At 66.6% G+C, this 22,089-nt stretch carries 23 protein-coding genes; 18 read left to right on the top strand and 5 right to left on the bottom strand.

The features are described from left to right. Positions 1 to 585 (bottom strand): DUF3558 domain-containing protein, encoded by a 585-nt coding sequence (locus RCP37_RS13260; protein ID WP_308483552.1) that lies wholly within the window; start codon positions 583 to 585, stop codon positions 1 to 3. A 171-nt stretch (positions 586 to 756) separates the two neighbouring features. Between RCP37_RS13260 and RCP37_RS13255 the strand changes: the two genes are divergently transcribed. From RCP37_RS13255 to RCP37_RS13210, 10 genes are all read left to right on the top strand, one after another. After that, positions 757 to 1,722, top strand: a complete 966-nt coding sequence (locus RCP37_RS13255; RefSeq protein ID WP_373693015.1) for an ACP phosphodiesterase PptH — start codon at positions 757 to 759, stop codon at positions 1,720 to 1,722. Next, positions 1,719 to 2,378 (top strand): 4'-phosphopantetheinyl transferase PptT, encoded by a 660-nt coding sequence (gene pptT / locus RCP37_RS13250; RefSeq protein ID WP_308483551.1) that lies wholly within the window; start codon positions 1,719 to 1,721, stop codon positions 2,376 to 2,378. Before RCP37_RS13255 ends, pptT begins: the two co-directional genes overlap by 4 nt. Then, entirely contained in the window at positions 2,375 to 3,265 is an 891-nt protein-coding gene (gene truB, locus RCP37_RS13245) for a tRNA pseudouridine(55) synthase TruB (RefSeq protein WP_308483550.1), read from the top strand. The genes pptT and truB overlap by 4 nt, the downstream gene beginning before the upstream one ends. Before the next feature lie 7 nt (positions 3,266 to 3,272). Further along, positions 3,273 to 4,250, top strand: coding sequence for a DUF2804 domain-containing protein (locus RCP37_RS13240; RefSeq protein ID WP_308483549.1), 978 nt, complete (start codon positions 3,273 to 3,275; stop codon positions 4,248 to 4,250). Positions 4,251 to 4,355: 105 nt separating this feature from the next. Next, positions 4,356 to 4,991: a TetR/AcrR family transcriptional regulator gene (locus RCP37_RS13235; RefSeq protein WP_308483548.1), complete on the top strand. Its 636-nt coding sequence runs from the start codon at positions 4,356 to 4,358 to the stop codon at positions 4,989 to 4,991. A gap of 117 nt (positions 4,992 to 5,108) precedes the next feature. Then, on the top strand, positions 5,109 to 6,314 hold the full coding sequence (locus RCP37_RS13230) for a lipid-transfer protein (RefSeq protein WP_308483547.1): 1,206 nt from the start codon (positions 5,109 to 5,111) through the stop codon (positions 6,312 to 6,314). A gap of 27 nt (positions 6,315 to 6,341) precedes the next feature. Further along, positions 6,342 to 6,782 carry a type II toxin-antitoxin system Rv0910 family toxin gene (locus tag RCP37_RS13225; protein ID WP_308483546.1) on the top strand — a complete coding sequence of 147 codons (441 nt, stop codon included), beginning with the start codon at positions 6,342 to 6,344 and terminating at the stop codon, positions 6,780 to 6,782. Between the two features lie 11 nt (positions 6,783 to 6,793). Beyond that, positions 6,794 to 7,660, top strand: coding sequence for a MaoC/PaaZ C-terminal domain-containing protein (locus RCP37_RS13220; protein ID WP_308483545.1), 867 nt, complete (start codon positions 6,794 to 6,796; stop codon positions 7,658 to 7,660). 12 nt (positions 7,661 to 7,672) lie between these two features. Continuing rightward, on the top strand, positions 7,673 to 8,539 hold the full coding sequence (locus RCP37_RS13215; protein WP_308483544.1) for an SDR family oxidoreductase: 867 nt from the start codon (positions 7,673 to 7,675) through the stop codon (positions 8,537 to 8,539). Continuing rightward, complete coding sequence (locus RCP37_RS13210) at positions 8,536 to 9,789, top strand: acyl-CoA dehydrogenase family protein (RefSeq protein ID WP_308483543.1); 1,254 nt, start codon at positions 8,536 to 8,538, stop codon at positions 9,787 to 9,789. The genes RCP37_RS13215 and RCP37_RS13210 overlap by 4 nt, the downstream gene beginning before the upstream one ends. Before the next feature lie 37 nt (positions 9,790 to 9,826). On the opposite strand, the gene RCP37_RS13205 is transcribed toward RCP37_RS13210, so the two are convergent. After that, positions 9,827 to 10,258: a type II toxin-antitoxin system Rv0910 family toxin gene (locus RCP37_RS13205; protein WP_308483542.1), complete on the bottom strand. Its 432-nt coding sequence runs from the start codon at positions 10,256 to 10,258 to the stop codon at positions 9,827 to 9,829. Positions 10,259 to 10,314: 56 nt separating this feature from the next. On the opposite strand from RCP37_RS13205, the gene RCP37_RS13200 reads away from it, so the two are divergent. Together RCP37_RS13200 and RCP37_RS13195 are read left to right on the top strand one after the other, a co-directional pair. Then, a complete protein-coding gene (locus RCP37_RS13200) occupies positions 10,315 to 11,352 on the top strand; it encodes an AraC family transcriptional regulator (protein WP_308483541.1) in 1,038 nt (345 codons plus the stop codon). An 81-nt stretch (positions 11,353 to 11,433) separates the two neighbouring features. After that, complete coding sequence (locus tag RCP37_RS13195; protein ID WP_308483540.1) at positions 11,434 to 12,318, top strand: metal-dependent hydrolase; 885 nt, start codon at positions 11,434 to 11,436, stop codon at positions 12,316 to 12,318. A 3-nt stretch (positions 12,319 to 12,321) separates the two neighbouring features. Here the strand turns inward: RCP37_RS13195 and mntR are convergent, their stop codons facing one another. Next, on the bottom strand, positions 12,322 to 13,011 hold the full coding sequence (gene mntR / locus RCP37_RS13190; protein WP_308483539.1) for a manganese-binding transcriptional regulator MntR: 690 nt from the start codon (positions 13,009 to 13,011) through the stop codon (positions 12,322 to 12,324). A gap of 23 nt (positions 13,012 to 13,034) precedes the next feature. Between mntR and RCP37_RS13185 the strand changes: the two genes are divergently transcribed. The 5 genes from RCP37_RS13185 to RCP37_RS13165 all read left to right on the top strand — a co-directional run bounded on the left by RCP37_RS13185 (position 13,035) and on the right by RCP37_RS13165 (position 19,307). Then, on the top strand, positions 13,035 to 14,012 hold the full coding sequence (locus RCP37_RS13185) for a bifunctional riboflavin kinase/FAD synthetase (protein WP_308483538.1): 978 nt from the start codon (positions 13,035 to 13,037) through the stop codon (positions 14,010 to 14,012). 116 nt (positions 14,013 to 14,128) lie between these two features. Continuing rightward, positions 14,129 to 14,398 (top strand): 30S ribosomal protein S15, encoded by a 270-nt coding sequence (gene rpsO / locus RCP37_RS13180; RefSeq protein ID WP_308483537.1) that lies wholly within the window; start codon positions 14,129 to 14,131, stop codon positions 14,396 to 14,398. 318 nt (positions 14,399 to 14,716) lie between these two features. After that, positions 14,717 to 16,966, top strand: coding sequence for a polyribonucleotide nucleotidyltransferase (locus RCP37_RS13175; protein ID WP_308483536.1), 2,250 nt, complete (start codon positions 14,717 to 14,719; stop codon positions 16,964 to 16,966). Beyond that, a complete protein-coding gene (locus RCP37_RS13170) occupies positions 16,944 to 18,266 on the top strand; it encodes a M16 family metallopeptidase (RefSeq protein WP_308483535.1) in 1,323 nt (440 codons plus the stop codon). The genes RCP37_RS13175 and RCP37_RS13170 overlap by 23 nt, the downstream gene beginning before the upstream one ends. Before the next feature lie 15 nt (positions 18,267 to 18,281). After that, entirely contained in the window at positions 18,282 to 19,307 is a 1,026-nt protein-coding gene (locus RCP37_RS13165; RefSeq protein ID WP_308483534.1) for a nitronate monooxygenase, read from the top strand. A gap of 33 nt (positions 19,308 to 19,340) precedes the next feature. Here the strand turns inward: RCP37_RS13165 and RCP37_RS13160 are convergent, their stop codons facing one another. Then, entirely contained in the window at positions 19,341 to 20,507 is a 1,167-nt protein-coding gene (locus RCP37_RS13160; protein ID WP_308483533.1) for a PPE family protein, read from the bottom strand. 16 nt (positions 20,508 to 20,523) lie between these two features. Further along, positions 20,524 to 20,823: a PE family protein gene (locus RCP37_RS13155; protein WP_308483532.1), complete on the bottom strand. Its 300-nt coding sequence runs from the start codon at positions 20,821 to 20,823 to the stop codon at positions 20,524 to 20,526. A 357-nt stretch (positions 20,824 to 21,180) separates the two neighbouring features. Here RCP37_RS13155 and RCP37_RS13150 point away from each other — a divergent pair, with 357 nt between their 5' ends. Further along, positions 21,181 to 22,089, top strand: a complete 909-nt coding sequence (locus tag RCP37_RS13150) for a metal-dependent hydrolase (protein WP_308483531.1) — start codon at positions 21,181 to 21,183, stop codon at positions 22,087 to 22,089.

Genomic DNA, 22,089 nt, shown 5'->3' with positions numbered 1-22,089 from the left:
TCAGTACTTGTAGTGCGGAGCCAGCTGGTGGGCGCGCATCAGGTTCTCGGTGGGGCAGTCCACGTCCGGGTTGGAGTACACCGGCGAGTAGTACAGCGACTGCTGGATCAACCCGTAGCTGGTCTTGAACGCCACCATGCAGGAGAACCACCACCGGTTGTTCCACTCGGTGGGCTTCATCACCCAGTACTGCGCCGCCCGGTGACCGTTGATGTCCATCTCGATCGCGTCGGCCGGGATGGACTCGTCGTAGCTGCGCCACACGAACGTCTCGACGGCCATCTGGTAGTTGCCGGAGTCGAATTCGCAGCGCACACCCTCGACCGGCTTGGGCGGAGTGAATGCCAGGCCCAACTGTGCAATGACGTCGTAGGGGATGTCCTCGCAGGCGTCGAAGGGCCGCGGGTTGGTGATGTTGACGGCCTTGCTCGAGGTGGTCGGGGGTGCCAGCGGTATCGCGGTGGACCGCAACTGCACCGCGGACCCGCCGGCGACGTCCCGGTTGGGGGGTGTCTGTTGCCAGACCATCACGACGGCCATCACCAGCGCCCCCAGCGCGGTGATAAGACGCAGTTTGGTGAGCATGACACTCCTCGCTTCCGCCCGGTGTTCTGCCGGGAGTGTACAAGTTGTGGCCCCGGCCACTGCCCCGAAGGCGAGAACACGTTCTAATTCTGCGCACCCGCTGGGCTGAATGGCGGCGACCCGCTTCGCCCGGCTCCGCCGCGCTCGCGATCGCCGCTACGCTGAATCCCCGTGACCACCCACCAGCGCAGGGCCGCCGACGGCCCAACTCTGTGGGCGATCTCTGACTTGCACACCGGCCACCTGGGCAACAAGCCGATCACCGAGGCGCTGCATCCGGTCACCGGTGACGACTGGCTGATCGTCGCCGGTGACGTCGCGGAGCGCACCGACGAGATCCGCTGGGCGCTGGATCTGCTGCGCAAGCGGTTCGCGAAGGTGATCTGGGTCCCGGGGAATCACGAGCTGTGGACCACCAACAAGGACCCGATGCAGGTGTTCGGCCGCTCGCGCTACGACTATCTGGTCGACATGTGCGACCAGATGGGTGTCATCACCCCCGAGCACCCCTTCCCGGTCTGGACCGAGCAGGGTGGCCCGGCCACCATCGCGCCGCTGTTCCTGCTCTACGACTACACGTTCCTGCCGGCCGGAGCGACGAGCAAGGCCGAGGGTCTGGCCATCGCCCGGCAGAACAACGTGGTCGCCACCGACGAGTTCCTGCTGTCACCCGAGCCCTACGGCACCCGCGACGCATGGTGCCGCGACCGGGTGGCGGCCACCCGTAAGCGGCTCGAAGACCTCGACTGGATGACCCCGACCGTGCTGGTCAATCATTTCCCGATGGTGCGCCAGCCCTGCGACGCACTGTTTTATCCGGAGTTCTCGTTGTGGTGCGGCACCGTCGAAACAGCCGACTGGCATACGCGCTACAACGCGACGTGTTCGGTCTACGGTCACCTGCACATCCCGCGCACCACGTACTACGACGACGTGCGCTTCGAAGAGGTCTCGGTGGGCTATCCGCGGGAATGGCGCCGACGCCAGCCGCACCGGTGGCTGCGCCAGATACTGCCCGAGCCGCACTACCCGCCCGGTTACCTCAACGAGTTCGGCGGCCACTTCGCCATCACCGATGAGATGCGCGAGGCCAGTGCGAAGTTCGCCGAACGACTGCGCCAGCGGCAGGCGCGATGAGCAAGCTGCTGGACAGGGTGCTTGTTGGAGCACCGTCGGGTTCGCTGGCCTGGGCCGAACGCTACGACGATCCGCCCGGGCTGGCTCCGCTGCCCGAGGAAGAGCCGCTGGTTGCTCGTTCGGTTGCCAAGCGCCGCAACGAATTCATCACCGCGCGGTACTGCGCGCGGCTGGCATTAGAAGAGCTTGGGCAACCGCCGGTCCCGATCCTCAAGGGGGAGAAGGGCGAGCCGACGTGGCCCGACGGCGTTGTCGGCAGCCTGACGCATTGCGCGGGCTTCCGCGGCGCGGTGGTAGGGCGCAGTGGCGACGTGCGATCGGTGGGTATCGATGCCGAACCACACGACGTGCTGCCCGACGGCGTGCTCAAAGCGGTCAGCCTGCCGGTCGAGCGTGACGAACTCGCGGCGCTGCCGCAAGACTGGCATTGGGACCGAATCCTGTTCTGTGCCAAAGAAGCCACCTACAAGGTGTGGTTCCCGCTGACCAGGCGGTGGTTGGGCTTCGAGGACGCCCACATCAGCTTCGACTCCGACGGCAGCTTCGTCTCCCGCATCCTGATCGATCCCGCGGCGCTGGCTGGACCCCCGCTGACGGAACTGCGCGGGCGGTGGTCGGTGGCGGGCGGCCTGGTGCTGACGGCGATCGTCCTGTGAGTACGCCGCCGCCGGCCGGTCTGGTGATCGTCGACAAGCCCGCCGGAATGACCAGCCACGACGTCGTTGCGCGGTGTCGCAGGTTCTTCGGGACTCGTAAGGTCGGCCACGCCGGCACGTTGGACCCGATGGCCACCGGGGTGCTGGTGGTCGGCATCGAACGGGCTACCAAGATTCTGGGGTTATTGACCGCGTCGCAGAAGTCCTATGCCGCCACCATCCGGTTGGGCCAGAGCACCTCGACCGAGGATGCCGAAGGCGAGGTGCTGGAGACGACTCCGGCGGGCCATATCACCGACAGTCAGATCGCCGCGGCGATCGCCGGCCTGCGCGGCGATATTGCGCAGGTGCCCTCGACGGTCAGCGCCATCAAGGTCGCCGGCAAGCGGTCCTATCAGTTGGCCCGGGAGGGCTACGCCGTCGAGCTGCCTGCCCGGCCGGTACATATCGCGCGCTTCGAGTTGTTGGCGCTGCGGCGCGACGAGTCGTTTGTCGACCTGGACGTCGAGGTGGACTGTTCGGCGGGAACCTACATTCGGGCACTGGCCCGTGACGTGGGCAACGAGCTGGGGGTCGGCGGACACCTGACCGCATTGCGACGCACCCGGGCCGGCAGCTTCGGGCTGGATCAGGCTCGCACCCTCGACGATCTGGGGGAGAGCGCAGCGCTGAGCTACAGCCTGGATGACGCCTGCCTGCAGACCTTTCCGCGCCGGGACCTGAGCGTCGAGGAGGCAATCGATGTCAGCCACGGCCGGCCGTTGGCCCCGGCGGGCATCGACGGGATCTACGCGGCAACCGACGCCGACGGCCAGGTGATCGCACTACTGGAGGATTCGGGAAGGCGGACGAAATCGGTGGTCGTCATCCGGCCGGCGACGCTATAGTCCGCCGATGGCCACCGAGGAACGCGAGATCACCGAGCCGGTCGATCTGTGCGATGCGGCCGGATTGCTGAACCCCGCCGCCGTCGGTTGGACCCGAACACCGCTACACCGCTGCAACCTGCGTGGCTGGGGCCGCACCAAGCGGTGGGAGTACTGGTGCCTGACGACGCCCACCCACCTGATCGCGATCACCGTCGCCGACCTCGATTACCTCGGGGTGAGCAACGTCTTCTTTCTGGACTATGCCGGGCGTGAGGTGAGCCGGAGCTGTCTGCACCCGGGCGGGTGGGGGATCACGCTGCCGTCCAGCCTCGGTGACGGCCCGGCCGCCGCTCGTGGCCTAGTCGCGATCGACCTCGCCACCGAGCCGGACGGCACGCGGATCCGGTTCTCCTGCAAGACCTCCGCCGGCCCGATGACCGGTGACCTGTTTGTGGCTCTGCCGCCCGGGCACGAGACGTTGGCGGTGGTGGTGCCGTGGAACGAGAAGAGATTTCAGTACACCGCCAAGCACACCGCGCGGCCGGTGTCGGGTGTCGTGCGGATCGGCGACGACACCTACGACTTCGCCGACGGGTGGGGTGTGCTCGACCACGGACGCGGCCGATGGCCGGCCAACATCGTGTGGAACTGGGGCGCGGCCTCCGGGCACACCGACGGCCACACCGTCGGACTGCAGCTGGGCGGCAAATGGACTGCCGGCACCGCAAGCACCGAGAACGCGCTCTGCGTGGACGGTCGACTGACCAAGATCGGTGCCGAACTGGCCTGGCACTACCCCGAATACAGTGGGCCGTGGACGATCCGCACGCCCGAGGACGATCAGGTAGAGCTGACGTTCACCCCGTTCCATCACCGGTCACCGTTGCCGGGGACCCATCAGTGTTTCGGGCACTACGACGGCCGGATCCGCACCGATGACGGCGCGAGTGTGGCCGTCGACGGTCTTCTCGGCTGGACCGAACAGGTGCACATGCTCTGGTGAGCGCCGCTCCGGGATGGTTACATGCCAGCGAGAACGTATGTAAACGTGTCTCCGCCAGTTATGCTGACGCGCGAGTTGCGGTTGGAAACTGGTGGAGGTGGCGGGATGGCTGCGAGCAGTAGTGCACCTGCGGCGCGGCGTACCCAGGCCGAGCGCAGTGCCGCGATGCGGACCCGCCTGCTCGACGCCACCATCGACTGCTTGGTGAGCTACGGCTATTCCGGCACCACGACACCGCGTATCGCCGAATTGGCCGGCGTTACCCGGGGCGCCCAGATCCATCATTTCCGGTCTAAAGAAGACCTCGTCGTCGCCGCCGTCGAGCACCTCGCCCAGCAGCGCACCCAGGCCGCCATTCGTGAACTCGGCCGAGTTCGGTCGATTCCGGACCCGGTGGCAACCGCCCTGGACTTCCTTTGGGAGGCCCACCAGGGGCCGATGTTCATTGCCACCGTGGAACTTTGGGTTGCCGCACGCACGGACCGGGTGCTGGCGCAACACATCGAGCGGGTCGAAGGCGTCGTCAACGGGACTCTGGTCGCCGCGATCGCCCAGCTGATGCCGGGGCACCCGGCGCAGAAGGAGATTCGCAACGTCGTCTTCACCGCGATGGACGTGCTGCGCGGCATCCTGGTGTCGAATTTCGTCGACGACGATCCGCAGCGCGCTCGGCGGCGCTGGGATCGCGCGTGCGTGCACCTGCGTCAGGTCGCGGCCGGCGTCTTGCCGCAAGCCGACTGATTTCCCGGGCCGAGAACTCACCGCAGCTTCGCTCTTGCGGCGTCCCGCTGCGCACCCTTGTAAAGATGCAATCAGGTCTGTATGTTTCTAGCCACTGGTCGGAGGCGAAAGGCAACCATGGCGAACAAGGTGTATGTGATCGGCGTCGGGATGACGAAGTTCGAGAAGCCGGGCCGGCGACAAAACGACGACGGATCGGCCTGGGACTACCCCGACATGGCCCGGGAATCCGGCACCAAGGCGCTGGCCGATGCCGGGATCGACTACCGCGAGGTGGAACAGGGCTACGTCGGCTATGTCTACGGCGAGTCCACTTCCGGGCAGCGAGCGCTGTACGAGTTGGGCTTGACCGGGATCCCGGTCGTCAACGTCAACAACAACTGTTCCACCGGCTCGACCGCGCTCTACCTTGCTGCCCAGGCGATCCGGGGCGGGCTGGCCGACTGCACCATCGCGCTGGGCTTCGAGAAGATGAAGCCCGGCTCATTGGGATCTACCTACGACGACCGCGCCCAGCCGATGGAAAAGCATGTGCTCGCGCTGGCCGAGATCTCTGAGGTGCTGTTCCCGGTGGCGCCGTGGATGTTCGGCGCCGCGGGCCGCGAGCACATCAAGCAACACGGCTCCACCGCCGAGCATTTCGCCAAGATCGGCTACAAGAACCACAAGCATTCGGTCAACAATCCCTACGCCCAGTTCCAGGACGAGTACAGCCTCGACGACATCCTGGGATCGCGGATGATCTACGACCCGCTGACCAAGCTCCAGTGCTCGCCGACTTCGGACGGCTCCGGGGCGGCGATTCTGGCCAGCGAGGCGTTCGTCGACAAGCACGGCCTGGCCGGGCGGGCTGTCGAAATCGTCGGGCAGGCGATGACCACCGACTTCGGCTCCACCTTCGACGGCAGCGCCAAGAACCTGATCGGATACGACATGAATGTGCAAGCCGCGCAACGTGTCTACCAGCAATCCGGACTGGGGCCGGAAGACTTCCAGGTGATCGAGCTGCACGACTGCTTCTCGGCCAACGAACTGCTGCTCTACGAGGCGCTGGGACTCTGCGCCGAGGGCGATGCGCCCAGGCTGATCGATGACGGCGACACCACCTACGGCGGTCGTTGGGTGGTCAACCCGTCCGGCGGCCTGATCTCCAAGGGACACCCGCTGGGGGCCACCGGCCTGGCGCAGTGCTCCGAACTGACCTGGCAGCTTCGCGGTGACGCCGACAAGCGCCAGGTGCCGGGCGTCACCGCCGCGCTGCAACACAACATCGGCCTCGGCGGCGCCGCCGTGGTCACCGCCTACCAGCGCGCCGAGCGCTAAACCATCGACAGCGCAGGAGAACACATCATGGGACACATCGAAGCCACCAAGAGCCTTGCCGTCAGCCCGAACGCGCTGTGGGACACCATCAGCGACCTGTCCAGCTGGGACAAGTGGTTCACCATCCACGAGAAGTGGCTCACCGAACCACCGGCCGCACTGGTACCGGGCTCGACGTTGACGGCCAAGATCGTCATGCTGGGGATGGCGAACAAGATCGAATGGACGGTCGAGAAGGTGGACGCCCCGACCAGCCTGACGCTGTCGGGCACCGGCATGGCGGGCGTGAAGTGCCGCTTCGACTTCAGCGTCACGCCCGACGGCGATGGCTCGCAATTCAGCGTGGCCGGCGACTTCGAGGGCGCGCTGATCAAGGGTGCGCTGGGCAAGGCGGTCGAGAAGGACGGCGCCAAGCAACTCGACAAGACGCTCGCCCAGCTCGAGGCGCTGGCCGCGTCGGCGGTCTGAGGCGGCCTGAGGTGGACGACGATCTGGCATTCGACGACGCCGGGCTGGACAAGTGGAGCGACGAGGACCGCTTCGAGGTCACCCGGGAACGGATCGTCGAGTACGCCGCGGCGACTAATGACCCGATCGCCGCGCACCGCAGCGGCGACCTCGCGCCGCCGGTGTTTGGGATTGTGCCGGTGTTCGAGTCACTGCTGGTTCCAGCCGTCGAGGTGGCACCGGTCGAGCTGATCCCGCGGGTGGTACACGGCGAACAGGACTTCTGGTTCCACCGGCCCATCCGACCGGGAGACAAGCTGGTCTCCCGCGGCAAGATGATCGGCTACGAAGGACTGGAGAAGGGCACCCGCGCGGCGATTCTGCTCGAATGCCGCACCGAGGACGGCGAACTGGTCAACGAGCAATACGTGACCTGCTTCTTCCGCGGACACAATGCCGGAAAGCGGATCGGCGAACTCAGCCCCGGACACAAGTTCGACGACGCACTGCGCGACCAGGCGCCGGTGGCCAAGGTCGTCCAGCACGTCGATGCCGATCAGACGTTCCGCTACGGGCCGGCCGCCGGTGATCCGATGCCGATCCACCTGGACGAGGAAGTCGCCCGCGACGCCGGACTGCCGGGGATCATCGCGCACGGCCTGTGCACCATGGCGTTCACGTCCTGGGCGGTGCTCACCGAGGTGGCCGGCTCGGATGTCAGCCGGCTACGGCGGTTGGCGGTTCGGTTCTCCAAGATGGTGCTGCCCGGCGACGACCTGGAAACCCGGATCTGGACCAGCGGTCGCGGCGACGACGCCACGACGTACGCATTCGAGACCGCGCGCGTAGGCGCCGGCGAAATGGCGATCACTGACGGCTTGGCCGTCATCGCCGACTGAAGGGGAAAATCAATGGGTGTACTGGAAGGCCGGGTCGCCGTCATCACCGGCGCCGGACGCGGCATCGGGCGCGAACACGCCCTGCTCTTCGCGGCCGAAGGTGCCGCGGTGGTGGTCAACGACCTGGGCGGAAGCAATGCCGGTGAGGGCTCCGACAGCACCACCGCGCAGCAGGTTGTCGACGAGATCGTGGCGGCCGGCGGGCGGGCGGTGGCCAACACCGACAGCGTCTCCGACTGGAACGCCGCGAAAGGTCTTGTCCAGCAGGCTATCGACGAGTTCGGCCGACTGGATGTGTTGGTCAACAACGCGGGAATCCTGCGCGATGCATTCATCCCCGGCATGGAAGAGGCACAGTGGGATGCGGTGGTCGCGGTACACCTCAAGGGCCACTTCGCGATGCTGCACCACGCCGCGGCGTATTGGAAGGCGCAGTCCAAGGCGGGGGATCAGCCCAACGCCGCGGTGATCAACACCGCCTCGGGGTCCGGGGTCACGCTGCCCAACGCCGGTCAGGCGAACTACGGCGCGGCCAAGGCCGGGATCGCCGCACTGACGCTGATCGCCGCCGAGGAGTTGGACCGTTATGGGGTGCGGGTCAACGCCATCGCCCCCATCGCCCGTACCCGACTCACGCTGGCGACTCCCGGCATGGGCGCACTGATGGCCGAGCCGGAGGAGGGCGAGGTCGACCTGTTCAGCCCCGCCAACATCTCACCGCTGGTGGCCTACCTGGCCACCGAAAAGTGTCCGATCACCGGCACGGTGTATGCGGTGCAGGGCGGTGCCATTTCGAAACTGGCCGGCTGGCATGACACCGACACCATCGAGACCGACGGCATCTGGCAGATCGACGACATCGCGGCGAGGTTGCCATGATCGAGTGGTCCGACACCGACGAGCTCATCCGGGACAGCGTCCGAGAATTCATCGACCGGGAGGTTCGGCCGAACCTCGACGCACTGGAGAGCGGTGAACTGCCGCCGTACCCGATCCTGCGGAAGCTGTTCGCCGACTTCGGGATCGACGTGCTCGCGGCCGAAGCCATCAAGAGCCGACTGGAAAAGGCGCACGCGCAGCAGACATCTGAAGGCGAGAGCAAGCCGGGCGGGTCGTCGGAAGGCGGCTTCGGCGATCTGGGCGCCCAGGCTTCGATGGGATTGATCCTGGTCAGCGAACTCGCCGGCGTCAGCTTGGGATTGGTCGCAGCCGCGGGTGTCAGTCTCGGGCTGGGGGCTGCCACGATCCTGTCGCGCGGCACCCTGGCGCAGCAGGAGCGCTGGGTGCCGGAGCTGGTCACCCTGGAGAAGATCGCCGCCTGGGCGATCACCGAGCCGGATGCGGGTTCCGACGCGTTCGGGGGGATGAAGACCTATGTCCGGCGTGACGGTGACGACTACATTCTCAACGGCCAGAAGACTTTCATCACCAACGGTCCCTACGCCGACACGCTCATCGTCTACGCCAAGCTGGACGAACAGGACGGCGCCGATCCGCGTAACCGCAGGGTGCTCACCTTCGTTCTCGACGCCGGCATGCCGGGCCTGACCCAGGGCAAGCCGTTCAAGAAGATGGGCATGCACTCCTCGCCGACCGGTGAGTTGTTCTTCGACGACGTGCGGTTGGGGCGCGACCGGCTGCTGGGCGAGACCGAGGAGCACACCGGCGGTGACGGGCGTGACAGTGCCCGGGCCAACTTCGTCGCCGAGCGGGTCGGGGTTGCCGCACTGGCGCTGGGAATCATCAACGAGTGCCATCGGCTCTGCGTCGACTACGCCAAGAGCCGCACCTTGTGGGGCCAGAACATCGGCCAATTCCAGCTGATCCAACTCAAGCTGGCCAAGATGGAGGTGGCCCGGATCAACGTGCAGAACATGGTGTTCCAGACGCTGGAGAAGGCCAAGCACGGCAAGATCCCGACGTTGGCCGAGGCGTCGGCGATCAAGCTGTACTCCTCGGAGGCGGCGACCGAGGTCGCGATGGAGGCGGTGCAGCTGTTCGGTGGCAACGGCTACATGACCGAGTACCGGGTGGAACAGCTGGCGCGCGACGCCAAGTCGCTGATGATCTACGCCGGCAGCAACGAGGTTCAGGTCACCCACATCGCCAAGGGCTTGCTCAGCGGGTGAGCGCTGATTCGGCTGCTCTGATGCGCCGGTTAACGCCTCAACTGTAAAGCTGCTCGAATCGCTTGATCGATCCCTCGATGTCGCCCTTGACCGCGCGGGCGGCGGCCGCCCCGATCGGCCCGAACAGCGGCCGGCCGCCCAGGTCCATCCGCAGCAGGAACTTCGATCCCGTTGCGGCCGGGCTGATCGCCAAGGTCAGCGCGTACTTGGTGCCGCCCACGCCGTCGCCGGTCAGTTCCAGCAGTGCGGGTGGGTCGAATTTGCGGACCGTCCAAGTGACTCGGTTGCGCATACCCTTGGCCCCCGCCACCCCGATCAACGTGGTTCCGGCGGTGAGCTCGGCCGGGATGTCGCAGCGCCACCCCTGGTGTAGGGACAGCCAGTCACCCAACTCAGCCAGATTCGACGCGTGGGCCCAGGCTTGGTCGGGAGGCAGCGACAGTTCACGAGAGAGCTCAAGCTTTGCCATCTGCAGATCGTAGGGCCGACGGCGCCTGCCGACACAAATTTGATAGATTCGGACAGGTGTCGATCGGCGATGCCGCGCAGGCGGATTGGGACATTCCGCGGCCGGTGGCGACCTGTCGGCATCTTCTGGAGGCTGCTCGCCTACATGGCATCGAGGCGGCGGATTGCCTAGCCGATACCGGTGTCACGCCCGCCGACATCGATGACAGTGGTACCGAGGTCCAAGCGGGCCAGGAGCTGGCGATCCTGCGAAACATTCTTGGCCGGGTAGACGATCCACATGAATTCGCGCGCGATGTCGGCCTGCAGTACAACTTCGCCAATACCGGCGTGCTCGGCTATGCGCTGCTGGCGAGCCCGACGTTGGGCGATGCGGTCAACCTGGCCTGTCGGTACGCGACGTTGTCGTCGACGTTTCTGCGGCTGAGTCGCCACGACACCCCCGACGGCGCCGTCCTCGTGTTCGACGACAGTGCCGTGCCCGCTGACGTTCGCGGTTTCATGATGGAACGGGATCTGTTCGCGCTGACCAGCATGGTGCCGTTGTTGATCGGCCAGCTGAGCTCGGACACTCCGGTCAAGGTCGAACTACCCGGTATCGACTTTCCGGCCGGACGTCTCGAGTTCCCCGGGCTGACAATTGAACTCGACGTGTCCGCGACACGCAGCGCGATCACCCTTCCCTTCGAATTGCTGGAGCTTCCGATGCCGGCGGCGGACACGGCCGCGGCCGAGGCCTGTGCTCAACAGTGTGAAGAGCTCTTGCAGACGCGTCGGCGGCGTCGTGGAATCGCCGCGCAGGTGCGTTCCCGGCTGGTCCGCGATCCCGGAGTGTTGCCGTCGATGGCGGTGATCGCCGACGAACTGTGCATCACCGAGCGCACCCTGCATCGCCGCCTGCTGGCCGAACACACCAGCTACCGGGCGCTGGTGGACGAGGTGCGGGTGACCCTGGCCGTGGCCATGCTTGAATCGGGCCTCACCGTCGAGGAAACAGCCCGTCAACTGGGGTATTCGGAGACGGCCGCCTTCAGTCGTGCCTTCATCCGGTGGGCCGGAACTCCGCCCAGCAAACACCGGCGCCGCAGGGCCTGACCGCCGACTGTCCGAAAACATCAAATCCTTGTCCGACTCGCTCATTCCGCTCGCCCGGTCGGCGGACCTAGCGTCGTTGACATGACGAACGTGATGACATACCCGGCCGTGCGACGACTGAACTTCGGATTCGGTGAACAGTCCGCGGGCAGCCGGTATTTCGCCGACGGCAGCATCGTTTTCAGTCATCTGGTCGCCATCTTGTCCGCGATCTTCCCGCCCGGCGAGGACATCTTCGTGCGCTCGGTGCGCCGCTACTCCGGCCAGCTTGCCGACCCCGAATTGGCCAAGCGGGTAGCCGGATTCATCGGGCAGGAGAAGACACACGGCCGCCAGCATCGTGAGCTCAATGAGCAACTCGCCGCCATGGGATACCCGACCGCATGGTTCGAGTACTTGCTGCAGAGCACTGAGCGCATGGAGAAGTTCCTCGACAAGCAATACCCCAGCCCGGACCGGCTGCCCCGCCTTCGCCACTTCTTCCTCGGATTCACGGTGGCCGCAGAGCATTTCACCGCGGTGTGGGCGGAGAACATCCTCAAACGCCCGGCGGTCCAGGCGATGATGTATGACGCCGAGATCCGCAATCTGCTCAATTGGCATGCGCTGGAGGAACTGGAGCACAAGTCGGTCGCGTTCGACGTGTACCGCGCGGTGGGCGTTCCGGAGTCGACGCGCATCCGTTGGATGCGCTTCGCTCAGAACTGCGGAATCCCGATCCTGGTGCTGTTCTCCTGGCTCTCGATCGCCACCACCGATGTCGAGGGTCGCCGTCAGCCATTCCGGGTCCTCAAGGAAACGGTGCAGATGCTGCGCAACCCGATGTGGAAGGGCTTCTACTCCGACATGCGGCCGTTCAAGAAGCGGGATTTTCACCCCGACCAGATCGACACCGCCGAACTTGTCGCGCACTGGCAGCAGGAACTCTTCGGGGCTGAGGGGCAGCTGGCCGGGCACGTGAAGTAGCGGTCACACCACCCAGATCGCTTGGGCGGCAGGGCTTCCCAGGTCAATGGTGACCTGCTCGCCATCAGAGCCCTCAACACCCACCGAGATAATCCCGGCGAAGTCGCGTCGAGTCAGCACCCGCAGACGAGCGTCCAGGCTGATGCCCACCTGGGCGAAGTAGCGCAGCATCTCCGGATCGTTGTCGGAAATGCGGGCCACCGTGCCGGTCTCGCCGTCGGCGCATGCCCACAGTTGGCGGGCGGGGGGAGTGGGCACCTGCCCGTCCGGTGCCGGGATCGGGTCGCCATGCGGGTCGCGCTGCGGGAAGCCCAGCTTGGCGTCGATGCGCGCGATCAGCCGGTCGGACACCGCGTGCTCGAGGACTTCGGCTTCGTCGTGTACCTCGTCCCAGCCATAGCCGAGCTCACAGACCAGAAAGGTCTCGATCAGCCGGTGTCGGCGCACCATCGCCAACGCTGCCCGGCGCCCCTCGTCGGTCAAGGTCACCGCGCCGTACTTCTCGTGGTCCACCAAGCCGGCGTCGGCGAGTTTGCGGATCGACTCCGAGGCGGTGCTGGCGGACACGCCGATCTTCTCCGCCAGCATCTTGGTGCTGACCTTGTCGGGTGACCATTCCTGGGCGGTCCAGATGACTTTCAGATAGTCCTGGGCGACGCTACTCAGCCCGTCCGACTGCTCCCAAGGGCTCACGCACGACAGTTTAGGCTGTCCTGGTGCAGCGGTGGCGGGGGCAGGACGAGATCCCCACAGACTGGGGCAGGTGCGTGCTCACCATCGGCGTGTTCGACGGTGTGCATCGTGGACATGCGGAACTGATCACCCATGCGGTGAAGGCCGGCAAGGCGCGCGGCGTACCGACGGTGTTGATGACCTTCGATCCGCATCCGATGGAGGTCGTCTATCCCGGCAACCATCCGGCGCAGCTCACCACGCTGGCGCGCCGCGCCGAGCTGGTCGAGCAGTTCGGCATCGACGTGTTCCTGGTGATCCCGTTCACGCCCGAATTCATGAAGCTCACCCCGGACCGCTACATCCACCAACTGCTGGTCGAGCACCTGCACGTGGTGGAAGTGGTGGTGGGGGAGAACTTCACCTTCGGCCGAAAGGCGGCCGGCAACGTCGAGACCCTGCGCCGCGCCGGCGAGCAGTTCGGCTTCGGCGTCGAATCGGTGTCGCTGGTGGCCGAGCGCCCCGACGCCGCCCAATCGGTCACCTTCTCCTCGACCTACATTCGGTCCTGCGTGGACGCCGGCGATGTGTCGGCGGCTGCTGAGGCCCTGGGCCGGCCGCACCGAGTCGAGGGGCTGGTGGTGCGCGGCGACGGCCGTGGGCGCGGTCTGGGCTTCCCGACCGCCAACGTGGCGCCGTCGGCCTTTGCGGCGATTCCGGCCGACGGGGTGTACGCGGCATGGTTCACCGTGTTGGGGCACGGCCAGGTGCCCGGCACCGTCGTCGCCGGTCAACGCTGCCGGGCCGCGGTGTCGGTGGGAACCAACCCGACGTTCTCCGGGCGGGCCCGCACCGTGGAGGCGTTCGTGATCGACGAAACCGCCGACCTCTACGGGCAGCGCGTGGCGGTCGACTTCGTCAGTCGGATCCGGGGCCAGGAGAAGTTCGACTCCGTGGCGGACCTGGTGGCCGTGATGAACACCGACGTCGAGAAGACCCGCGGCCTGCTCTCCGGTGACTGACCACCCGCACGATTGGGAAGGGCGCCCAGGACGCTGCTAGACTCGCCCCTCGGTGTGCTGCAGTCCGCGGTGGCCGCCGACTTGATATTCGCGGGACCGATTGATGGAGATTCTTCGTGGCGCTGACCGTCGAGCAGAAAAAAGAGATCCTGGCCAGCTACGGCCTGCACGAGACGGACACCGGCTCGCCCGAAGCTCAGGTCGCCCTGCTGACCAAGCGGATTGTCGACCTCACCGAGCACCTCAAGAAGCACAAGCACGACCACCACTCCCGGCGCGGCCTGCTGCTGCTGGTCGGTCGTCGTCGTCGTCTGCTCAAGTACCTGACCGCGACCGATGTGGCGCGCTACCGCTCGCTCATCGAGCGTCTCGGCCTGCGTCGCTGACAACGAATCGGGCCGGCGTCAGCCGCCTCCGTGTAGAGTGAGGCCGTCCCGGGCCGCCCAGGCCCGGGCATCGGTGTGGCCCCCGCATCCGCGTGCGCCACTCCGGCACGTCACGACGGGACACGTTCCTGCGATCAGCCAGACCTGAGTCGGGCGGTCTTCGGTAGTGGCAGCCGGGCCTGAGGAGTGCTTTGACAGTACGTAAGCCAGGATCCGGCCGCTTCGATCGACGACCGTAGCCGCATCCAGGTCCATCACTGACGCACGTCCGACGTTGCGAAACAGTTGAACAAACCAGGAAAGGCCGTACGGGCTTTTATGTCTGCAATTGAAATTGAAGAAGGCGTATTCGAGACCACCGCTGTCATCGACAACGGCAGCTTCGGCAAGCGCACTATCCGCTTCGAGACCGGCCGGCTGGCCCAGCAGGCCGCCGGCAGCGTCGTCGCTTACCTCGACGACGAAACCATGCTGCTGTCGGCGACCACCGCCAGCAAGGCTCCCAAGGACCACTTCGACTTCTTCCCGCTGACCGTCGACGTCGAGGAGCGGATGTACGCGGCCGGTCGTATCCCCGGCTCGTTCTTCCGCCGCGAGGGCCGGCCGTCCACCGACGCGATCCTGACCTGCCGCCTCACCGACCGCCCGCTGCGCCCGTCGTTCGTCGACGGCCTGCGCAACGAGGTCCAGGTCGTGGTGACCGTGCTGAGCCTGAACCCGAACGACTTGTACGACGTGGTGGCGATCAACGCTGCGTCGGCCTCCACCCAGCTCGCCGGCCTGCCGTTCTCCGGCCCGGTCGGTGCGGCGCGGGTGGCACTGATCAACGGCACCTGGGTGGCGTTCCCCACCGTCGAGCAGCTCGAGGGCGCGGCCTTCGACATGGTGCTGGCGGGCCGGCTCCTCGACGACGGTGACGTCGCGATCATGATGGTCGAGGCCGAGGCCACCGAGAACGTCATCGAGCTCATCGAATCCGGCGCACAGGCGCCGACCGAGACCGTGGTGGCCGAGGGCCTCGAGGCTGCCAAGCCGTTCATCGCGGCGCTGTGCAAGGCCCAGCAGGAGCTCGGCGCCGCGGCCGCTCGCCCGACCGCCGACTACCCGCTGTTCCCGCCTTACGGTGAGGACGTCTACTACTCGGTGGCCTCCATCGCGACCGACGAGCTGGCGAAGGCGCTGACCATCGCCGGCAAGGCCGAGCGTGACGAGCGCACCGAAGAGATCAAGGCCGAGGTCGCCCAGCGCCTGGCCGAGACCTACGAGGGTCGCGAGAAGGAGATCAGCGCGGCCTACCGGAGCCTGACCAAGAAGCTGGTGCGTCAGCGCATCCTGACCGACCACTTCCGCATCGACGGCCGTGGCATCACCGACATCCGGGCGCTGTCGGCCGAGGTCGCAGTGATTCCCCGGGCGCACGGCAGTGCGCTGTTCGAGCGCGGCGAGACCCAGATCATGGGCGTGACCACGCTGGACATGATGAAGATGGCACAGCAGATCGACTCGCTGGGGCCGGAAAAGTCCAAGCGCTACATGCACCACTACAACTTCCCGCCGTACTCGACCGGTGAGACCGGCCGGGTCGGATCGCCCAAGCGTCGCGAGATCGGCCACGGGGCACTGGCCGAGCGGGCCCTGGTTCCGGTGCTGCCGAGCGTCGAGGAGTTCCCCTACGCCATCCGGCAGGTGTCGGAAGCGCTGAGCTCCAACGGATCCACCTCGATGGGTTCGGTCTGTGCGTCCACGCTGGCGCTGCTCAACGCCGGTGTGCCGCTGAAGGCTCCGGTCGCCGGTATCGCGATGGGCCTGGTCTCCGATGATGTCGAGGTGGACGGCAAGACCGAGCGGCGCTTCGTCGCGCTCACCGACATCCTGGGCGCCGAGGACGCGTTCGGCGACATGGACTTCAAGGTCGCCGGCACCAAGGACTTCGTCACCGCGCTGCAGCTCGACACCAAGCTCGACGGCATTCCGTCGCAGGTGCTCGCCGGTGCGCTCGCCCAGGCCAAGGACGCGCGTATGACCATCCTCGAGGTGATGGCCGAGGCCATCGACGCCCCCGACGAGATGAGCCCGTACGCGCCTCGGGTCACCACCATCAAGGTTCCGGTGGACAAGATCGGCGAGGTGATCGGGCCCAAGGGCAAGATGATCAACTCGATCACCGAGGAGACCGGCGCCCAGATCTCGATCGAGGACGACGGCACCGTGTTCGTCGGCGCCACCGACGGTCCGTCGGCGCAGGCCGCGATCGACAAGATCAACGCGATCGCCAACCCGCAGCTGCCCAAGATCGGCGAGCGGTTCCTGGGCACCGTGGTCAAGACCACCGACTTCGGCGCCTTCGTGTCGCTGCTGCCGGGCCGCGACGGCCTGGTGCACATCTCCAAGCTCGGCAAGGGCAAGCGGGTCGCCAAGGTCGAAGACGTGGTGAAGGTCGGCGACAAGCTGCGCGTGGAGATCGCCGACATCGACAACCGCGGCAAGATCTCGCTGGTTCCCGTGGACGAGTCGACCTCAGAGGCGGGGCCCGCTGAGTCTGCCGATGCCGCGGCTACCGAAAGCTGACATCGCGGCGCCAACGCGCGCCTCATTGCGACGCACCACTTTGCCGGGCGGACTGCGGGTAGTCACTGAGTACCTGCCTGCGGTTCGTTCGGCGTCGGTGGGCGTCTGGGTCGGCGTCGGATCGCGCGACGAGGGCGCCACGGTGGCCGGGGCGGCGCACTTCCTGGAGCACCTGCTGTTCAAGGCGACCCCGACCCGCACGGCGGCGGGCATCGCTCAGGCGATGGACGCGGTCGGCGGTGAGCTCAATGCCTTCACCGGCAAAGAGCACACCTGCTATTACGCCCACGTGCTCGACACCGATCTGGAGCTGGCCGTCGCGCTGGTGAGCGATGTGGTGCTCAACGGGTCCTGCGCGGCTGCCGACGTCGACCTCGAACGCGACGTGGTTCTCGAGGAACTCGCGATGCGCGATGACGATCCCGAGGACGCGCTGGGTGATGTGTTCTTGTCGACGCTGTTCGGCGACCATCCGATCGGCCGGCCGGTGATCGGCAATGTCGACTCGGTGTCGTCGATGACCCGCGCACAGCTGCGGTCGTTCCACCAGCGCCGCTACACACCGGAGCGCATGGTGGTCGCGGTTGCCGGCAACATCGACCATGACACGGTCGTGGCGCTGGTGCGGGAACACTTCGGGCATCGCCTGATTCGAGGCGAGAAGCCCGCCGAGCCGCGGCGCGGCACTTCCCGGGTGCCGGGCAGGCCCGGGCTGACCGTGGTCAACCGCGACGCCGATCAGACGCACATGTCTCTGGGGGTACGTGCACCCGGACGCTATTGGCAGCACCGTCAGGCGCTGGCGGTGCTCAACACGGCTCTGGGTGGGGGCTTGAGTTCCCGGCTATTCCAACAGGTTCGGGAAACCCGCGGCCTGGCCTACTCGATCTACTCGTCGGTGGACACCTTCGCGGACGCCGGCGCGCTGTCGGTCTACACCGCATGCCAGCCGGACCGGTTCGCCGAGGTAGCAGCCGTGACCACCGAGGTGCTCGAATCGGTGGCGCGCGATGGGATCACTGCCGACGAGTGTCGGATCGCCAAAGGATCGTTGCGCGGGGGATTGGTGCTGGGGCTGGAGGATTCCGGTTCCCGGATGAACCGGCTGGGTCGTAACGAGTTGAACTATGGCCGGCATCGGCCCATCGCGCGCACCCTGCGGGAACTGTCCGCGGTCACCGTCGACGAGGTCAACGCCGTGGCCCGCCAGCTGTTGCGCCAGCCCTACGGCGTCGCCGTTCTGGGTCCGTACCGCTCGAAAGGGGCGCTGCCATCCCGTCTGCGGGCGCTCGCCGGCTGATGGCAGGCTAGGGGGATGGCGTTCAGCTTCTCCGAACTCACAGTCCCATTGATCGGCGCGCCGATGGCCGGCGGTCCCAGCACACCGGCGCTGGCGGCCGCGGTGTCGGAGGCCGGCGGGCTGGGGTTCGTCGCTGGGGGTTATCGCACCGCCCAACAGTTGGCCGAGGAGATCACCTCGGCGCGCGCGGCCACCAGCGGTCCGATCGGTGTCAATCTGTTTGTGCCCCAACCCAGCGGCGCTGACGTGGTGTTGCTCGACGAATACGCCGATCTCCTGGATCCGCTGGCCGAGCATTACGGCGTAGAGCTGGGCCGGCCCCGCTTCGGCGACGACGACTGCTGGCCGGAGAAGCTCGAGGTGATCGCCGACCTGCGGCCCACGGTGGTGTCGTTTACGTTCGGGACGCCGTCGCCCGACGAGATGCAAGTGCTGCGGGCGTTGCGCATCCTGACGGTGGTCACGGTGACGTCGGCCTACGAAGCCGGCGTCGCCCTCGGACATGGCGCCGAGGCACTGGTGGTGCAGGGCCCCAAGGCGGGCGGACATCGGGGCACATTTGCACCGGACGTGCACCCGGGCACTGACTCGCTGGAGCATGTGCTGGCGGAGATCGCCCACGCCCATGGCCAGGTCCCGTTGGTGGCGGCGGGTGGGCTCGGTACCGCGGCCGACGTGGCCGGGGTGCTGGGTGGCGGCGTGGTCGCGGCCCAGGTCGGTACCGCGCTGTTGCTGGCCCACGAAGCCGGGACCAATCCGACACACCGTGCGGCACTGACCAATCCGGAATTCACCAACACCACGGTGACGTGTGCGTTCTCCGGCCGCTACGCACGCGGCCTGGAGAACGACTTCACCCGCGCCTTCGAGGACGTGGCTCCGGTGGGATACCCGGAGATCAACCACATGACCACCCCGATCCGGGCGGCGGCCGTGGCCCTGGACGACCCGCATGGGACGAGCCTGTGGGCCGGGACCGCCTACCGGACCGTTCGGTCGGCGGCGGCCGCCGACATCATCGCCGACTTGGCATCGGGCTGATACCGGTCGGGATCGCCGGCGGCCGGAGGCGACTCACCACATCGACGACCGTCGCCCCTTGGCTGCCTTTCGCTTGGCCTCTTCGTTCTGGTCGTCTTTGGCCCGCGCCGCAGCGCTGCCACGCGGACCCATCCCCATCAGCGGCGGAGCGCACAACAGCGGCGAGCCACCCATCATCGGCGTTCCTGCGGTTGCCAGCGCAGGCGCCGCGAATTCGGCTGCGGCCAAGCGCATTTCCGGGGCTGCAGTGGCCCATGCCTTGGGTACCGACAAGCCGCTGACCGAGGCCGCATTGCCAACCCCGGCCGATGCTGCCGATGTCGCCGAAGCCAGGCCGGCACTTCCCAGCGTCGGCGTCAGGCCCAATGGCAGACCCGCCGCGATGGCAGCGGGCGCTGCCGCCTCAAGGCCGAACGGCGACGGGAGCGCCGCGCCGGCAATGAGGTATTCGGGTATGAACGCGGCAATGATGGCGGTGCTCATCATGGTTGACACCGGAGCCGCACCCAACGTCGCCAGGTCGCCGAAGATGGGCGGAAGGTTGAGCGATCCCGCTTCGGCTGCGCCCGCCAGCGCACCCGGCAACGTCTCCATCGCCAGGTTGGTCGCGGCCTGGCCGGTGGCGGCCGCAGCCACCTCGGCGGTCGCTGCCTGCTGCGCCGCTATGCCGCCGGGGTTGGCCGTCTGCGGCGGCGTGGTGAACGGCACCATCTGTGCTGCGGCGTGCGCGGCAGCGCTGTAGGAGTACATCGCCGCTGCGTCCTGGGCCCACATCTCGAAGTATTGAGCCTCGGTGGCCGCGATGGCCGGGGCGTTCTGCCCGAAGAAGTTCGTTGCGACCAGCGTGGCCAACTGTGCACGGTTGGCAGCGATCAAGGGCGGTGGAACGGTCATGGCGAATGCGCTCGAATGGGCGGTGGCTGCCGCTTTGGCCTGGGTGCTGGTCAGCTCCGCCTGCTCGGCCGTGGCGGTGAGCCAGGTGGCATACGGTGAGGCCGCCGCCGCCATCTTCGTTGATGACACGCCCAACCACGGGCCACTGGTCAGTTCTTGGACGACCGCGCGGTAGCTCGCTGCCGCGGACTGCAGGTCGACAGCCAGCTCATCCCAGGCCGCAGAGGCGGCCAACAGCGACCCTGCACCAGGGCCGGCATACATGCGTGCGGAGTTGACTTCCGGTGGTAATGCTGCGAAATCCATTGCTATACCTCCTCTCTTATCCGGCCGCGATCACGTTGGCGGCCTCGGCGGTCGCGTAGGTGTTCGCACTGGCGTTGAGAGTGGCGACGAACATCTCGTGAATAGAGGTGGCCTGGGCGCTCATCTGGTGGTACAGCTGCGCCTGAGTGGCGAAGCGGGCAGCCAGCATGGCCGACACTTCGTCGGCGGATGGGGGGACTACCGCTGTGGTCACGATGTGCGCGGCCTCGTTCTGGGAAGCGAGCGCAAAGCCAGTGCTCGACAGACTGTCGGCAGCGGTTGTCAGGGTCTCGGGATGTGCATTGACGAACGACAAAGGCCTCTCCTTGAAATTTACGGCGGCAACAAAAAGGGCCGGCTTCTTGCGGAGTCGGACCCTGGGTTGCTCGGGGTTTTCTGGGAACATCCTCCAGATTTCCTGACTGGTCCGCCGGACTCCAAGCTGGTTAACAGCCTCTTAACGTTCGCAGCAAAACGTTTACACAAAGACGCAGAATTTGTCGTTTTGACGGCTCTCAGTCGCTACGAGACCCCGAGTGGCTGGCGGGAGGGGGGTGGCGACGGTCACAATCTGATTTAGGCGGTACCGGTGGTATCGTTGTACCCCGTCGGACAATCTGTCCATTGTGAAGACAATCGACAGGGTTTTGTAAACCCAACCTGGAGGTTCGTCATGCTCAAGGTCGATGACAGCGCCGCCGGCCCGCACGACGGTTCACTTGATCACGAGCGCATCGTCCTGCAAGCCCGCGACGTCGGTTTCGACTGGTCGGATCTGCCGGTGCACTACGTGCCCGGCGAGCCTTTCGTCACCCACTTCTGCAATGTGCTGCACCTGTTGCTGCCGGCCGGCGAGGAGTTCTTCGTCGAGGTGTTCAAGCAGGCGCTACCGCTGATCAAGGACGACCAGCTGCGGCTCGACGTCCAGGGCTTCATCGGTCAGGAGGCCACCCACTCCCAGGCGCACACCGCCGTTGTCGACCACTTGGCCGCCCGCGGCGTCGACATGTCGCCGTTCACCGGCCAGATCAAGTGGCTCTTCGACAAGCTGCTCGGGGACCGGCCGACCTGGAGTGAGCGCCGCCAGCAGCGTTGGCTACTGGAGCGGGTGGCACTGGTGTCGGCCGTCGAGCACTACACAGCGATTCTCGGGGAGTGGGTCCTGGAGAGCCCCGCGCTGGACGAGGTCGGCACCCATCCGGTGATGCTGGACATGTTGCGCTGGCATGGTGCCGAAGAGGTTGAACACAAGGCTGTCGCGTTCGACGTCATGAAGCACCTGCGGGCCGGTTTCTTCCGGCAGGTCCGTACGCAGTTGGCGGTCACGCCCCTGATGCTGCTGTTGTGGGTGCGTGGCCTGCGGTTCATGTACAAGGTGGACCCGCAATTGCCGGCCGGAACCAAGCCGCGCTGGCGGGATTGGTTCATCGCCGCGCGCCGCGGGCTGGTGCCCTCGCCGTTCGAATTCCTGCCCGCGATCGCCTCCTACTACCGTCCGGGCTTCCATCCGTCGCAACTGGGCGGGGTGGAGAAGGCGGTCAACTACCTGGCCGTCTCGCCCGCGGCCCGCGCCACGCACTGA

It is taken from the genome of Mycolicibacter sp. MU0102, assembly GCF_963378105.1.
GTDB classification, from domain to species: Bacteria; Actinomycetota; Actinomycetes; order Mycobacteriales; family Mycobacteriaceae; genus Mycobacterium; species Mycobacterium holstebronense.
This window is presented reverse-complemented; position numbering and strand designations above follow the sequence as displayed.